Raw genomic sequence first — 16,307 nt, 5'->3', positions numbered from 1 at the left:
TTGGAAGGAATGAGTTTAGTGGCGTATTCGATTCGAAAGAATGAGCATGAAGAGCCGTATGAGCTGAGAGGTTCACGTACGGTTCTGTGAGAGGTTTAGGGGTGAGAGTCCCCTTTACCTACTCGATATTTTAGTTTTTCTAACAGGTCATTATGGCGGTAGCTTGACTCATGGTGAAGGATATCTTTTTGGAGGATTGAATAACAAAGAACAAGACTATGATTTAGGAGCGGTAAAGGATATGGTTTCAGCCTTGTCTGATGTAGATACCTTATCTACAAGTCAAAAAGAAGATTTGAATCTTGAGGTGAGAGCCATCATAGCACACAATTGTTATCAATGTCATAGCGAATTCAAAAAGAAGGGAGGACTTGCTTTAGACAGTAAAAGAGGATTATTTCAAGGAGGTGAGAATGGGGTGGTCATCGTACCAGGATCAGCCGAAGAAAGTGAAATGTCGAGAAGGATTAATCTACCTTCTAATCATGATGAAGTCATGCCCAAAAAAGGCAAGACTTTACAAAAGTCTGAAATTGACTTGATAGATTTATGGATCAATCAAGGAGCTTATTGGTCAGATAAAACAACGGGGAGTTTCAAGGAGGCACCATTGGCACTCTCCAAACCTATAATCGATCAAACAAGCATATACCTCCATCCAGTAGACATCATCGTCAATGAATATTTCTTAGAAAACCGTATCGAATGGCCTGTTAAATTAGAGGACAAGGACTTTGTACGAAGGGCACACCTGGACATCACCGGATTGCTTCCGGACACTGAACTGGTCAACTGGTTTATTAAAAATGAGGATCCCGATAAAAGAGAAGAGCTGATCAACTATCTCCTAACGGATGTGACAAATTATACAGAACATTGGCTCACTTTCTGGAATGATTTACTCCGAAACGACTATAGCGGACCAGGTTTTATTACGGGTGGAAGAAAACAAATTACAGATTGGCTTTACGCTTCTTTATTGTCGAATAAGTCTTACAATGAAATGACAAAGGAGTTGGTAAATCCTAACAAAGCCTCGGAGGGTTTTATCAAAGGGATTCAATGGCGAGGAGTGGTGAATGCAAGCCAAAGAACTGAGATGCAAGCTGCTCAGAATATTGGACAATCTTTGATGGGTGTGAATGTAAAATGTGCTTCCTGTCATAACAGCTTTGTCAGCAACATTACATTGAAACAAGCATACGAATTTGCTTCTATTTTTGCAGAGTCTCCTCTTGAACTGAATCGGTGTGATAAACCAACTGGTGTCATGTCAAAGGTCAGTTTTCTTTATAATGAACTGGGATCTGTGCAAGCAGAGACTATAGATGAGCGACTTGAATTGCTGGAAGACGTAATGGTCCAACCGGATAATGGCCGACTTTACCGAACTTTAGTCAATAGAATATGGAAGAATTTAATGGGAAGGGGCTTGGTCGAACCCGTTGACGAAATGGACAATACGCCATGGAATCATGAGTTGTTAGACTGGTTGGCTTCGGATTTCATCGAGTCAGGAACAGATATTAAGCATTTACTTAAAACCATTATGACTTCTAGGATCTATCAATCCAAGGCTGTTTCAGTAGATAATATATCGGATTTAAACGACGATCAATTTGTTTTTTCTGGTCCTATAATGCGCAGACTGACTGCCGAGCAGTTTTCAGATGCCATTAGCAAGGTGATAGCGCCCATGTTTCACTCCGTAGGTTATCATCCATGTGAAGAAATGCTATCCAATGATAGATACTGGCATAAAGAGCTCAAATTTGATCGTGTGGTATTGCCTGAACCTGGGGAACGATATTTTAGATGGAAATTGAATATTAAAGATGACTTGCAAAAAGCCGAATTAATGCTTTCAGTAGATCATTCCTTTGAGTTTTTTGTCAATGGTCAAAAACTTGCAGAAGGTGAAGACTGGAGAGAAGTGAAGAAGCTAGATTTAAAAGACTTTTTAAAACAAGGCCAAAATTTGATAGCCATCAAAGCCAGTAATGAAGGTAAACTGGCCAATCCAGCGGGCATTTTGTACGCTTTGAAAATGATGGATGAAGACGGAAATGAAGAGATCATACAGGGTGGTGAAGGGTGGAAGAGTTTTGATAGTTTACCAAATCCATCCTGGAAAGATATTGAATATGACGATAGACAGTGGGTCAATCTGGAGAATTACAGATCAATGCATTGGGATAAATTGCTTGATTTTACATCTAATGAGAATGATCAAACTTTTGCAAGAGCGAGTTTGGTCAAACAACACCCTTTCCTCAAAGCACTTGGGCGCCCTACCAGAGAAAACGTGACCACAAGTAGAGATCAGCAAGCCACTCTGCTCCAAGCGTTGGAACTGACCAATGGAGCATTTTTAAGTCAGGTTCTGGAAGAAGGTGCCAAAGAATGGCTTGTGCGCTATGAGGAACATCCAGAACTGATGGTGGAGCAGCTATATCAGGAATTGTTATCCAGAAAGCCTACTGTCAAAGAAAAACGAATTGTCAGTAGAATGCTTGGACCATTTCCCAATAATACTTCGGTTCAAGATCTTTTTTGGGCTTTGATACTCCTCCCGGAATTTCAGTTTATCAGTTAATCAAATTCTATGCAAGAATCTTACAACTCGACCAGAAGAGAATTTATCAAAAAAATGACTACGGCAAGCGTTGCTGCTGCTTCGATATCTATACCGACCTTAAGTTTTTTAAGTGCCTGCAATAAAGTCGCATCGGTAAATTCATCTGCCGATAGGGTTATTTTACTATGGATGGCAGGAGGGATGGCCCACACTGAAACATTTGACCCAAAGTCATATGTCCCTTATTCTAAAGGCATCGAGAGTAAAAAAGTGTTGAGTACTTTTCCAAAGATTCCTACAGTAGTAGATGACTTGTTCTTTTCTGAAGGGTTGGAGAACATCGCAGGAGTGATGGACAAAGGCGCCATTATACGTTCTTACAAATCCGGAGACTTAGGTCATATCCTTCACACCCGGCATCAATATCATTGGCATACCTGTTATGAACCACCGCAAACGGTGCAAGCACCACATATTGGTGCCTGGATTGCAAAAGAACTGGGGCCTGTAAATCCAGTCATTCCGCCCTTTATTTCCATTGGCCAACGATTTACTGTCGGGGAAGGCGAGGAATTGAAGGCGTTTCATACTGCTGGCTTTCTAGGATCGGAATACGGACCTTTTCTAATTCCTGATCCCAGAACCGGATTGGACAGTGTCAGACCGCCTACGGGAATGTCTTTAGAGCGGTTTGAAGCACGGTATAAATTGTATAAGGATTTAGCAAATCAAAGCAGGGTGTTGGGAAAAGGAAGTGATTATCAAAAAGAGTCCTTGTCCAGGTCAATGGAGCAAGCTTATAAGTTACTGAACTCACCGGAGTCCAAGGTTTTTGATTTATCACAGGAGTCTAAAGATGTCATTGAAAAATACGATACAGGAAGATTTGGATTGGGGTGTTTACTTGCCCGAAGACTGGCTCAAAGTGGTGGAAGATTTATCAGTGTCTCTACTGAATATGAACCATTTTTGGGCTGGGACACACACGAAAATGGACATCTGAGGGCGAGAACCATGAAGGAATTGATTGATAGACCGATCGCTCAATTGATCAAAGACCTGGATGAGTCCGGTCATCTGGATCGCACCCTGATCGTTCTGGCTAGTGAATTTAGTCGCGATGCTATCATTGAGGGTAGGCCTGGTGAAAAGGTTCAGGATCAGGTAGATCAGCCCGACGTCATCGAAGATGAAAAGTTTTATGGCATGCATCGTCATTTCACGGATGGAAGCTCAATCCTGATGTGGGGCGGAGGCATAAAAGGGGGCAATATTTTTGGGAAAACTGCTGATGAGCGACCATGTGCCTCTATTGAAAACACAGTAGTCATCGATGAGGTTCATCAGACCATCTATCATGCATTAGGGATAGATCCAGAAACGCACTATGAGATAGAAGGCAGGCCATTTTATACCACCCCGGATGGGCATGGGGAGGCGATCATGGAGTTATTCTCCTAGAAAAATAGCGTCGGTTTATTTTTATAGTAAATTCAACTTATTGATCTTCCAAATAGATATTGAGCTGTAAAAATGTTCATCTACAGTCTCAATATTTTATGAAATTTTGGACCTATTCCATCGTCGATTCTCACGAAATATACGCCTTTAGGGAGATTGGAGAATTCTTGTTCAAATATAGTATTTGGATAAATAGTATCTTCAATAATCAACTGACCATAATTGTTAAACACTGAGAAATCTACATCAGTATCTAGATTATTTTTAAGTCTAAGTGTAGTCTCGATTGGATTCTGAATCACTGCCACACCTTGCAATTCTTTCAAATCCGGATATTGAGCAAAAAAGGAGCATTCAAATTCGTAAAACTGCAAAAAGTCAACAAAACTCATCTTCTCTGGATTAAGGGAATAATCCACTTCAGAAATCATTCCGCTGACGGTATCATTTTGAACACTTAATATTTTATTTAAGCATGATTGAGTGACAAAGACTGGATAGTTGGCAATATCTATTTGATGTAATTCTGGGAACTTAACAATGATGGTATCTGAATAAGTCGTAATAGCACGATCACAATCGTCAGCTGCATCAATGACGGTCAATGAATCCAAATTTAATGGAAAACCGAATAGTTGATCTATAACTTTAACATCGTAATATTTGATGCCAATACTTGTATCCGGGATATAAAAAGCGTCAGGTCGTTCTATGATTAGCACACTCTGTTCAACATTAGAATCAGTGCCTTCACAAAAAGTATGATATACACAATCACAAGCGTAGGTATAACTTATAGTAAAAACAAAAAATGCTGCAATTATATATTTCATAATTAAATGACCTAAGTATGTAATTAACACTCATATTAGTGTTGAAAATCCTGAAACCTGAAAGGCTTCAGGATTATAATGTAAACAAAATAATTTAATTCCTAATTCTCTCCGGGATCCAGCTCAGGCTTCGGACCCTCATGATCTGATTCTCCGTCTTCGTTCTCAATATCCTTAACCGCATCCTGGACTTTCTTTGTGGCCCTTTCCAACTCCTCTAAATCCCGCTCACGCTTCGTTTTTTGCGGAGTACCATTCGAAGAAGATTTGGGCGAACCACTGTCCTCCTTAATTTCTTCAGAGAACACAAAACCTTTATTATCTGTAGTTACATAAATGGTATCTCCATCTACCAACGATCCACCGAGTACAAACTTAGAGAGCTCATTAATGATTTCATTTTGAATGACTCGCTTAAGCGGTCTTGCACCAAACTGCGGGTCATATCCTAAATCCGCCAGTAGATCCATTGCAGAGTCAGTCATAACAATTTTCAACCCTTGACGCGCCAAATTTTTCCTGAGTCTACCCAGTAATAAATGTGCGATCTCCTTGATCTCCTCCTTGGTCAACGGTAGAAACATGATCTTTTCATCGATCCTATTTAGAAACTCTGGTCGAAGATTGTCCTTTAAGGCCTCAAAAACTTCCAGTTTTGTGGTTTCAATAATATCCTGACGGTGCTCTTCACCTACTGCTGCAAGGTCTTCGAAATTTTCCAAAATCACATCAGAACCCATATTGGAGGTCATAATAATGATCGTATTTTTAAAATTAGCTTCACGGCCTTTATTATCAGTTAGTCGACCATCATCAAGAACCTGCAGTAAGATGTTGAAAGTGTCCGGGTGCGCTTTCTCGATCTCATCCAGTAATACGATACTGTATGGTCTTCGGCGTACTGCTTCCGTCAATTGACCTCCTTCATCATACCCTACATATCCCGGAGGCGCTCCAACCAATCGTGAAACGGAATGTTTCTCCTGGTACTCACTCATATCTATTCTGACGATAGCCTTCTCATCATCAAAAAGAACATCGGCTAATGTTTTAGCGAGCTCAGTTTTACCTACACCCGTTGGACCCAGGAATATGAATGAACCTATAGGTTTATTTGGGTCTTGCAAACCGGCCCTTGACCTCCTTATGGCATCTGAAACGGCAATTACAGCTTCTTTTTGACCGATGAGTCGCTTACCTATTTCTTGTTCCATTCTAAGAAGACGTTCTCTTTCGGTCTTCATCATTTTTTGAAGCGGTATACCTGTCCATCTGGAAACCACTTCTGCAATATCGTTAGCTGTGACTTCTTCGTTTGTGAATCTTGAACCCTCAGGCAACTCATCAAGCTTTTTTTCTACTTCTTGCAATTGAGACTGCTTCTCCTTCAGATCACCGTACCGAATTCTCGCAACTTTTTCAAAATCACTTTCTCTCTCTGCAACTTCTGCCTTGTGTTCCAATTCTTCAATTTCCTTCTTGATCTCCTGGATTTCATCAACAATCTCTTTTTCAGATTTCCAGGCTGCTGTTATGGAGTCCAGTTTTTCTTTTGCGTTCGCAATTTCTTCGCTGATGACCTTGAGTTTACGCTTATCTCCTTCTCTCTTAATGGCCTCTTTCTCGATCTCCAGTTGGCGCACTTTGCGATCCCACTCATCTACTTCTTCCGGTACTGAATCCAATTCAAGTCTGAGTTTTGCAGCCGCTTCGTCAATAATATCAATCGCTTTATCCGGTAATTGTCTTTCCGTAATGTAGCGATGTGATAATTCGGCGGCAGCCACCAATGCTTCATCCAAAATATCCATTTTATGATACACCTCATAGCGGTCCTGGATTCCCCTAAGTATAGAAATCGTATCGGCCACAGATGGCTCGTCAATAAACACAGTCAAAAACCTTCTGACCAAAGCCTTATCCTTTTCAAAGTATTTCTGATATTCATCCAGTGTGGTGGCTCCTATGGTCCTGATTTCTCCACGAGCCAGTGCGGGTTTCAGAATATTAGCAGCATCCATAGCTCCATTGCCGCCACCGGCACCAATTAAAGTGTGGATTTCATCTATGAATAAGATAAATTCCCCTGCAGATTCCTTGACCTCTTTGATGACAGATTTTAGACGTTCTTCAAACTCTCCTTTATATTTTGCACCAGCCACCAAGGTAGAAATATCAAGTACAAAAATTTGTTTGCTGAGTAAGTTCTCAGGGACATCACCCTTGACAATTCTCCAGGCAATTCCTTCAACAATGGCTGTTTTACCTACGCCCGCTTCACCGATAAGAATGGGATTGTTTTTCTTTCTTCTGGATAGAATGTGAAGAATCCTTCTGATCTCCTCATCCCTTCCCACTATAGGATCTAATTCCCCGGATTCAGCTCTTTCATTCAGATTGATCGCAAACTTTTTAAGTGCATTGTAATTGCCGTCGCCACTTTGATCAGTGACTTTTCGGCCTTTACGCAGCTCTGTAATAGCATCTTTCATGCCTTTCAAACTGCCACCTAAGCCTTTTATGATTTTAGCAGTTTTATCCGTACCATCTATAATTCCGAGCAGTATTAATTCTACGGAGATAAATTCGTCTCCGTATTCTTTCATTAATTTTTTGGCTTTTGCCAATGCTTTATTGGAGTCATTCGATAAATACTGTTTTCCACCACCTTCCACTTTCGGTAGTGACGCGATTTCGTCATTGAGTTCAGCCTTTAACTGGCCTACATTGACACCCATTTTATTGAAGAGGAACTCTGGAATTTTATCATCGATTTCCATAATTCCCATGATTAAGTGGCTGGTGTCTACCACTTGTTGGTCCTTGCCTCCAGCGATTTGCTGTCCGCGAAGGATGCTCTCTTGAGCTTTTATAGTGAAATTATCGTATGTCATTGTATTGTATTCTTTCTTATTTATGTCAATGTTGCACCCATTAAGTATCGGTCGGTGCTTAAAATTACTTTCATTTATTTAGGAAACAAATATTTAGCCATCGTGTTCTATGTTCTTTATTCGGAAAAATTGTCATGAAGTGGGCTGATTTAACTGACAAAATTTCTGCGTTTAGGATTCGGATAGGACCTCGGATTTCAATCCGAGCTTCTCGGGCTAAAGCCAAGAGGTCCTAAGTCGGGTAAAAACCCGGGGACCTGTGCTCGGACTGAAGTCCGAGGTCCTAAGTCGGGTTAAAACCCGGGGACCTGTGCTCGGACTGAAGTCCGAGGTCCTGTATCGGGTAAAAACCCAGAGGTCCTAACCTACTTTCTCAAAAATCTAAGGTCCGATTGTTAACAACTTATCTCGCGGATTTATTAATCTATATGAAGAAAGATAAAATTTTCTATCGAAGAAACCTGCCACACATTCAACCCATTGGCGCAACTTTTTTTATCACCTGTTCCTTAAAAGGTGCGATTCCAAAGGAAAAACTATTGGAGTTACGAAATAATTATCATTCAAATATTAGGAGTTTCCCACGAAATACTGATCGGCAAACTTCAAACTTTATGAAATATGAAACTAGAAGAAAGTATGTTACCGATTTAGAGGAGAATTTACATGGTTCGTCGGGACCAAATTTTCTGGGAAATCCGGATATCGCTCGAATCCTCTTGGCAAGGATAGAGTCCTATCACATGCAATACTATAAGCTTCTGGCATTGTCCATCATGCCTAATCATTTTCATATGCTTATTGACACCAGCATTCAAATAAAAAGTCTTCTTGAACCAAATACTACTCCAGTAAATTATGTGCAGTTAGATCAAATAATGAAATTAATTAAGGGAGGATCTGCCAGGTACATCAACCAAAAAAGAGGCATAATTGGTGAAAAAGTATGGGAAGAAGAAAGCTTTGATATTTATATGAGAAATGAGAAAATGGTTCAAAATGTGATATCATATATTCTTGATAATCCTGTGAAAGCGAGACTTGTAAATCACTATGAAGAACATCCCTTTACCTTTGTGAATTTAGAGGTATAGGACTTTGGTTAGGACCATGGATAGGACCTCGGATTTCAATCCCAGCTTCTCGGGTTAAAACCGGAGGTCCTGTGCTCGGACTGAAGCCCGAGGTCCTGTGCTCGGACTGAAGCCGCGAGGTCCTAAATCGGGCTAAAGCCCGAGGTCCTGTGCTCGGACTGAAGTCCGAGGTCCTATAAATCTTTTTTTCTGAAAATCAGGTAACTTGAAAATATCAATGCCAATGATAAAACCATAAAAAAGACAAAATTGAATACCCTAAAGCCGAATCCCGGTGCGAAAATATTGAAATCCAAATAGTAATTGGGTGAGATATAACCTAACCAATTGACCTGTTCAACAGCCTTGGAAATGGCATCCAGAAAATAAGACCCAAAAACAATTCCCACTATAATACCCATAAAATTTACCCTGCCATTAATGATCATAGACAGAAATACACCCAGACTGGTGAAGAAAATCAATAAACCTAAACCATGGGTATGCATCGTTCTAAATATTTCCCAATTCACATTGGCCTCGCCAAAAATTTTGACGCCTACATATGCAAATAAAACCTGAATACTGAAAATTAAAATAAGTAAAGTGAATAGTGTTACCATCTTGGTTTGAAAAATCTGCTTCCGCGTCAATGGTTTGGTCATTAAAAATTCGGAAGTCTTGTCTCTTTTTTCTTTAGAAATGATAGTGGCTCCGTTGGTACCCGAATAAATGCCCATCAGTAATACCAAATAGAAACCATAATAGGTATTGTACAAACCAACAATGCTCGTAAACATATCGGGATCTATTCCGAATGCTTTCATCATTGCAGGTGGGAGCATTTTCATAACGGAGGCAATAGAATCACCTGCATCAGACATGTAAGGGTACATGGCCATTGTCGTAAAAGTCAGAATAATCAAAACTGAAGCCCAAATCAGTAAATATTTGATATTCCTTTGAAGTTCCTTACGGTATAAATTCCAGATCATATTATCGTTCGTAGTAATTCATGAAAAGAGATTCCAAATCTGGTTCAGTCATCGTTACATCGTATATATTGTACTGAGACAACCACTGCACCAACTCATTCATGGATCCTAAATATTCAAAAGAAAGTTTATTGTTGACAATGGATTGTTTCTGAGCACCTTCAGGCAGTTCAAAATGATCGGGAACAACTCTAAAGATTACTTTCACCAACTTCATTTGCTTTTTTAGCAGCGTATCTATGTTTTCAATTTCCACAATTTTGCCATTTCGAATAATAGCAGCTCTTTGGCAGATTCGCTGAATCTCAGAAAGGACATGTGAACTAAAGAAAATGGTGATTCCTTCTTTATTCAGCTTTTTAAGATAATCGAAGAAAACATTTTGCATCAGTGGATCTAAACCAGACGTAGGTTCGTCCAGAATGAGGACTTCGGGTTCATGGACCAAGGCTTGTATTATGCCACATTTCTTTTTGTTGCCAAAAGACAAATCTTCGATTTCTTTTTCGAGGTCAAGTTCAAAAATAGAGGCCAATTCATGTATTTTCGAATAGTCTGTGATGCCGTAAAATCTGCAATGATATTCCAAAAGTTCGAGAGAGGTCATCTTGTCATAATAATCTATCTCAGAGGGCAAATAACCTACTCGCTGTCGAATTTTTGCACCATCCTTGAAAACATCGACCCCTAAAATCTTTGCTTTTCCGGAAGTTGGAATGAGCAATCCCATTAAAGCTCTGATTGTGGTAGACTTACCGGCACCATTGGGACCTATAAATCCGTAGACCTCACCCTGTTCCACTTGTAAACTCACCTTTTCGATCCCTATATTCTTACCGTAATATTTGGTAAGGTTTTCTATGGTAATTGCCCTCAACTTTTTAATACTTTTTGATTAATTGTAGCCCTTTTCATAAGATGAAAGTGTCGTTTCAATTGATTTTTCATAAATTCATAAAAACCTTTTAGCCCAGTTGCCTCAAGATAAAACCATAGTATGCACTTTTGTTTTATGGATCAGCATTAATTTTTCGGTAATGTTTGGCCAATTTACACCGTATACTTTTCAAAAGTACGACTATTCCAATGGTATTCCCTCAAGCCCAGTCAATTCGTTGACCGAAGACAGTGATGGATATATCTGGATTTCCACCTGGAACGGCCTTCATCGATATAATGGTTATGAATTCAAAAGTTTTTGGAGTGATGAGGAGAACTCATTTTCATTAAATGATACTTATGCGAAGTTTGTACACGAAGACAATGAAGGAAGGCTATGGGTCAACTCCGGACGCAGATTGCAGCTCTTTAATCGCCTGAATCAAAACTTTGAAAGTGAAATCGATGGAATCCTCTGTGATTTCGATAATGAAATTCATTCCATTCATCAATTTTCAAACAGAGTACTATGCCTTGAATCAACCGAAAAAATTATAGTGTATTCGCCTGAAACAGATTCGTGCCTTTACTTACCCTACAACGTTCAGGAAAAAGCAGGTGTAAAAGGACCTTTTTTAAGAGCTGTCCACCTTGATCCGGATGGAAACTTATGGTTTGGATCTGGAAACCCATGGGAAAGTGAAAGGGGAAAAGGACTTCCGGGAGGATTGACCAGGTATGATCCAGAACAAAAAACATTTGAAAATTTTCTGGTGACCCAAGATTCTTCTCAAAACGATAGGAATTTTGTTCAAGCCATCGCACCTTTTGATGACCAACATCTTCTATTTTCAACCTGGCAAGGAGGACTTTATACCATCAATATCCAAAGTGGAAACATCCAACTTTTTATCGATATCACACCCTATGCCACTTCACCGATCAGACCTGATTTTTTAGGAGCAACAGCCATCATACCAGTCGATGATGTTGGATTTTTCATCGCTACTTACAGGGCGGGATTACTTTATGTAGATAAAAATTCTAAGAAAGTCTCACAGTATGCATACAATAGTGACGATCCTTATAGCATTGGTGACGATCGTTTATTTTCGATGATAAGAGATCACAATGACCGTTATTGGATAGGAAGTGCGAGTGGATTAATTTCTTTCCATCCAGATGAGACTTTCGAAATTGTTACTCCTTCTATTATTGGTGATCAGGAAAGGATAACTGATGTCGAAGAAATATCTCCTGGTACTTTCTTCATGGGGACCGACAAGAATCGCTTGATCAGGTGGAATAGAAATTCAGATGAGTATCAAGAAATAGTGCTGCCGGAGGGATCTTGTAATCAATGGGACTTATTAGGGACCAGTCTTGCTCTGTATAATAATGCATTGCTATTAATCAATGACTGTGGTATATATGAATATGATATTAACACAAGCCAAATTGAAAAATTAGAAGGAAAATTTAATGAGCTTTCCGTTTATATGGATCATCACATCGATTTTGCTTTTGAAAAAGATGGCTCTTTCTGGTTCAATGCTCACTATTCACCTATCAAAGTTGATAAGCAAGGTAATTATTCAAGATTAGTTGATGAGCATGGTCAAACTATTTTAAACCATCCGGGTGTTCAAAGTTTATGCAAAGATCGAGTCGGAAATCTTTGGATTGGTACTAATAATGGCATAAATATTTGGTCACAACATGATGACCATTTAGATAGTCTCTTCTATTCTGAAAATCAATCTGTGTCGATCAGTTTTATGAAAGTTGACGAAGAGGGAAATATTTGGGCGTCGACCGACTCAAAAGGAATGGTCAAAATCAATGCTGACACCAGAGAGATTCAAAACTTCTCTTTTCGGGAAGGATTGCCTATATCGACTGCATATGATTTTGTTGCTACTCCAGAAAAGGACTTATGGGTTTTGTCTAATCAACAATTGGTCGCTTATCAACCTGACTCAAGGGATTTTAGGATCTTTGATAATGCTAGCGGTCTGCTACCGGTGTATTACGGTGCAAATATTATAAAACAAATTTCTACAGGTGAATGCTTTTTGGGGGGAGTTGGTGGATTTCATATTTTTGACCCTGCTTCTAAATTTGAAGGAGAGAATGCCATCAAAGTCGTTTTAGAAGAGACTTTAGTCAATGATGAACAAGTCTATTTAAACCTGGATCGAACGTCTAGAATTAAGTTCAATCACAACCAAAATAACTTCAGATTCACATTTGCAGGTATTAATTCTAGATTTCCTGATCAGGTAAAATACTTACACAGACTGCTTAATCATGAGGTTGGATTTCAAGAGACAGGCAAGCAGAGAACTGTCTCATATTCAAACCTTCCGCCTGGTAACTATGAATTTCATGTGAAAACCAATGCGTACAGCGATGCCAAAGATGAAGCCCAAAAATTATTTAGTTTTATCATCATGCCGCCGTGGTGGCAATCCGGTTGGGCAATCGCTGCGTATGTTTTTTTGTCAATGGCTCTTCTATATTTTCTTTATCAGTATGAGAAAAGAAGGATTACCATGACAAAGGCTTTGGAGTTTGAGAAAAAAGAAGCCCTTAGACTGAAGGAACTTGATGAAATGAAAAGCAATTTCTTTGCTAATATCTCGCATGAATTCAGAACCCCACTTACAGTAATTTTAGGTCAATTGAACACTGTTTTGGAAAAAAGCAATCTAATGTTCAAGGAAGAGTTAGAAGCAAGTATTAAAAATGCGAGGAAATTGTTGGTTTACATCAATCAACTTTTAAGCTTATCTAAAATTAATGCAGGAAAAGAAGAACTCAATCTCAAAGAAGGAGACCTTCTACCTCTGATCAAAAACAGTCTTTATTCATTCGAATCACTGGCCACCAGTAAGGAGGTCCAATTAAAGTACATTAGTACTTTAAAGCACTGCAAAGCTTTATTTGAAGCTGAAAAGCTGGAGACGGTTATCACTAATTTAGTAAGCAACGCCATTAAATTTTCTCCTCCACAAAGCCAGATAGTGCTAAAAGTGGACGCAGTCGATCATGATGAAATACAGATCGCAATATCAGATGAAGGACCAGGAGTAGGGACCGAAGAGTTAGAAATTATTTTTGAAAGATTCAGACAAGCCAAGAGTGCGAAATATCATGCTGCTGAAGGTACAGGAATAGGCTTGGCGCTTGCGAAAGAATTGACTAAGATGCACAAAGGAACCCTGCAAGCTCAAAACAATGAAGCAAAAGGCATGACCTTTATTCTAAGGCTGCCACTGCTCAGCTTTCAGTCACAAGAGCATTCCTTAACTTTGGATAGCTTGAAAAATCACAATGTAATAAGCAAAGATATTCAGCCTACTACATCCTTGCAGAAAGACGCCCCTATCGTTCTGGTCGTTGAGGACAATGAAGATGTCAGGTCATATTTAAAATCTTGTTTGTCACCCATATACAACGTTTTGGATTCTATCAATGGTAAAGAAGCTTATGAACTAGCAATAACAACTATTCCTGACTTGATTATTACCGATGTGATGATGCCTGTAATGGATGGAATCACATTTAGCAAGTTGATCAAGAAAAATGAAGCTACATCCCATATTCCTGTAATTATGCTTACAGCTAAGGCCTCTGAACGAGATCGATTAGAAGGTCTCGAAACGGGAATTGATGACTATGTATTAAAACCATTTCATAAGAAAGAGTTGCTATTGCGGATTCGAAATTTGTTGAAGATCCGGAGTGGTTTAAGGGATAAATTTAGTGGATCTAAGGTAATTCGTCCTAATCAGATTGATGTAAAATCTTTAGACGATGCTTTCATGCTCAAAATTCTAAATCATATTGAAGAGAAAATGGAAGATGTTGATTTTGGGGTCATCCAATTGGCAGAATTTTCAAATCTAAGTGAGTCACAGCTACATAGAAAACTGAAGGCCATAACTGGAAAGTCGCCAGGGGCATTGATAAGGAAAATGAGATTGCACAGAGCCAATGATTTATTGACAGCCAGGAGTGCAAATGTAAGTGAAGTTGCTTTTCAATGTGGCTTTTCTGAAGTTTCAAGTTTTACAAGAAGTTTCAAAAGAGAGTTTGGATATACACCATCCTCGGTATCATCTAAAGCTTAATATTGAAGCATTTACAAGAAAATGTATATGTATTGCGAGAAATTGTCAAACGACTAAGTATAAGTCTACACTTACTTTGGAGTATTGTAAAACCAAATACTTCAAAAAATGAAAAATTTATCAATTTATGGTCTGATGTTACTGTCATTATTTGTTTTTTCCTGCGAAAAAGAACCCATTGACAATGAGGATGAACCTATGGATGAAGTAGTAAATGAACTACCATCTATAGAAGTGAGCTTTAATGCCAATTCAACTTTAAAACAACAAAACGGAGACGAATATACCGTCGAAGTTCCAAGAGAAGCGGACTTGAGTATTCAATATAAAATTAAGACCCCCGCTGGGTACAAAACGGCCACTTTCGGGGGAGATCCTCTTTCAGATGTAGGACAGTTTAGTCTCAACAGCTCTAAGACAGGAGGTACATTCGATGTGACATTGATCTATTTATCCGGAGGTCTTCCACCATTTCGTTTAGAAGTGGAGGATATGAAAGGGAACAAGGTGGAAGCCAAAGTTTTAATAACACTTCCTTTGGGTTTTGATGCTTCTTCAGTATTGCAGGCAGAATGGGAGGAAGTGACTTTTGACCCTTTCAGTGAAAACCAGTTTGGACAACAATTATTTGCCACCTTAGATGGAAGTCTTCTTACCCATTTTGATAATGTTATTTATCGAAGTACGGATCAGGGAGAATCTTGGGAACCTATATCAGTACCCTCATTTAACGGCTGGTTCTCTAAATTTACTCAGCATCCGGACGGTAAACTTTACGTGGGTGCATATGAACCTGGAAACCTCTATACATCAAATGATGATGGGGTAAGCTGGACCAAGGTTCAGACTGACTTACCTGTGTTTTCTGGTATCTCTCAAATGGTGATATCATCAGAAAATGAATTCTACATCGCTGGATGGTTGAATGCTCAAAATTCGACTGTAGATGGTGTTTATAAAAGTGCGAACGGATTAAAATGGCAAAAGGTGTTAAATGTAGGTGGTATTGAAGGAATAAGTCTGGGGTCAAGCTCTGAAGTTTTTGTTCACACCGCATACCCGGCAAGTTTACATCATTCGCTAGGTGGAGAAAGTTGGAACAAACTAACAATACCCTCTGCCGAATTCGTTGTGGATGCCGCTAGAATAAGTGATGGTATTCTTATTACTACAGATCAAAATGTTTACATATCTAAAGATGAAGGATCAAGCTGGGAAGTATTTAACGATGGTTTACCCCAAAGTGAATTTTTAAAGAATTTGACCGTGATGGAAAGTGGAGAAATTTATGCCACACCTGGTAATTACGGCGTTTTCAAATTAACGGAGGATCAAAACTGGCGTAGCGTAGGAACAGCATTAGGAACCTATCAAATCTGGTCACTGACAAGTTTACAAGGCCAACTTTTTGCCAGCGGGATCAATAATGAAAAAATATATAAACTAAAATGACTTTGC

Annotated in this window: 9 protein-coding genes; 5 read left to right on the top strand and 4 right to left on the bottom strand. The window is 39.2% G+C overall.

The window, feature by feature from the left end; genetic code table 11:
- The first annotated feature begins 196 nt into the window (after positions 1–196).
- The gene (locus L2567_RS20055; protein ID WP_235299642.1) at positions 197–2,596 is read left to right on the top strand and encodes a DUF1553 domain-containing protein; all 2,400 of its coding nucleotides are present in this window, start codon (positions 197–199) and stop codon (positions 2,594–2,596) included.
- A 9-nt stretch (positions 2,597–2,605) separates the two neighbouring features.
- Complete coding sequence (locus L2567_RS20050; RefSeq protein ID WP_235299641.1) at positions 2,606–4,039, top strand: DUF1501 domain-containing protein; 1,434 nt, start codon at positions 2,606–2,608, stop codon at positions 4,037–4,039.
- Between the two features lie 80 nt (positions 4,040–4,119).
- Here the strand turns inward: L2567_RS20050 and L2567_RS20045 are convergent, their stop codons facing one another.
- Together L2567_RS20045 and L2567_RS20040 are read right to left on the bottom strand one after the other, a co-directional pair.
- Positions 4,120–4,872: a T9SS type A sorting domain-containing protein gene (locus tag L2567_RS20045; protein WP_235299640.1), complete on the bottom strand. Its 753-nt coding sequence runs from the start codon at positions 4,870–4,872 to the stop codon at positions 4,120–4,122.
- A gap of 101 nt (positions 4,873–4,973) precedes the next feature.
- On the bottom strand, positions 4,974–7,766 hold the full coding sequence (locus L2567_RS20040) for an ATP-dependent Clp protease ATP-binding subunit (RefSeq protein WP_235299639.1): 2,793 nt from the start codon (positions 7,764–7,766) through the stop codon (positions 4,974–4,976).
- Between the two features lie 428 nt (positions 7,767–8,194).
- Between L2567_RS20040 and L2567_RS20035 the strand changes: the two genes are divergently transcribed.
- A complete protein-coding gene (locus L2567_RS20035) occupies positions 8,195–8,860 on the top strand; it encodes a transposase (protein WP_235299638.1) in 666 nt (221 codons plus the stop codon).
- 173 nt (positions 8,861–9,033) lie between these two features.
- On the opposite strand, the gene L2567_RS20030 is transcribed toward L2567_RS20035, so the two are convergent.
- Both L2567_RS20030 and L2567_RS20025 read right to left on the bottom strand, forming a co-directional pair.
- Entirely contained in the window at positions 9,034–9,834 is an 801-nt protein-coding gene (locus L2567_RS20030; protein ID WP_235299637.1) for an ABC transporter permease subunit, read from the bottom strand.
- A gap of 1 nt (position 9,835) precedes the next feature.
- Entirely contained in the window at positions 9,836–10,711 is an 876-nt protein-coding gene (locus L2567_RS20025) for an ABC transporter ATP-binding protein (protein ID WP_235299636.1), read from the bottom strand.
- A gap of 160 nt (positions 10,712–10,871) precedes the next feature.
- On the opposite strand from L2567_RS20025, the gene L2567_RS20020 reads away from it, so the two are divergent.
- Entirely contained in the window at positions 10,872–14,849 is a 3,978-nt protein-coding gene (locus tag L2567_RS20020) for a hybrid sensor histidine kinase/response regulator transcription factor (RefSeq protein WP_235299635.1), read from the top strand.
- Positions 14,850–14,957: 108 nt separating this feature from the next.
- Positions 14,958–16,301 carry a WD40/YVTN/BNR-like repeat-containing protein gene (locus L2567_RS20015; RefSeq protein WP_235299634.1) on the top strand — a complete coding sequence of 448 codons (1,344 nt, stop codon included), beginning with the start codon at positions 14,958–14,960 and terminating at the stop codon, positions 16,299–16,301.
- Positions 16,302–16,307: the final 6 nt, after the last annotated feature.

Origin of the sequence: Portibacter marinus (assembly GCF_021533195.1) — a bacterium.
Taxonomy (GTDB): Bacteria; Bacteroidota; Bacteroidia; order Chitinophagales; family Saprospiraceae; genus Portibacter; species Portibacter marinus.
Note: the sequence above shows the minus strand (reverse complement) of the source record. Positions and strands in the feature narration are given on the sequence as shown.